At 42.0% G+C, this 616-nt stretch carries 2 pseudogenes; both read right to left on the reverse strand.

Features of this window, described 5'->3' with window-relative positions:
• A pseudogene (locus LWH95_RS21850) lies at nt 1–250 on the reverse strand (hypothetical protein); the annotation flags it as partial.
• A pseudogene (locus LWH95_RS21855) lies at nt 247–616 on the reverse strand (phage portal protein); the annotation flags it as partial. The pseudogenes LWH95_RS21855 and LWH95_RS21850, both read right to left, overlap by 4 nt.

Consider the following 616-nt stretch of genomic DNA (forward strand, 5'->3'; position numbering starts at 1 on the left):
AAAACACTAGAAGCGCTTCTAAAGTCGCTTTCGAATCTTTGCTTACAAAACCATTCAGACCGTCTAAATACTTCTTACGCTGGCGTCTGAGCAATTTGGCGATTCCTTTTTCATATTCTTCAACAAAGTTGGGTATCTTAGAAAGGCCGGGGAAATTAGGTACACTCTCCATTAGATTCTTCCTCTCATCTTCCTCGGCTTTTTGAATAAATACGTTTAAATTTTCCAACAGCTTATCCGTTTTGTTCATCTCTTCAGATCCTCCAGAACATCCCGCATATCTTTTAATAACCCAATCATATCAGGAGTACCGGTCTTAGATTTAAACAGCGCAGCCAAAGGATCGGAAGCGGACGATTCGTTAGTCTTACCAATCGGCCTGTTGTATTCTTCCTCTGGCCATTCTTCAAGCGTCTTCCCGAGCACCCGTCCGGCCAGATCACGTAGATCATTCGGAGAAACTGCACCTGCTGTTATAAACGGTGTTAGAACCTTAGCAATCTCAAGCGGATCTCTAAAGTCAGGCCCTTTTAACAGAAGACGAACCTTATGAATCTCAAGATCATTTAGAAATAAAGCATTCAGTTTACCTGTGATTAACTTTCGTTCAGGCTGA

The sequence above is a fragment of the Bacillus sp. G16 genome (assembly GCF_021282335.1).
GTDB lineage: Bacteria > Bacillota > Bacilli > Bacillales > Bacillaceae > Bacillus > Bacillus inaquosorum.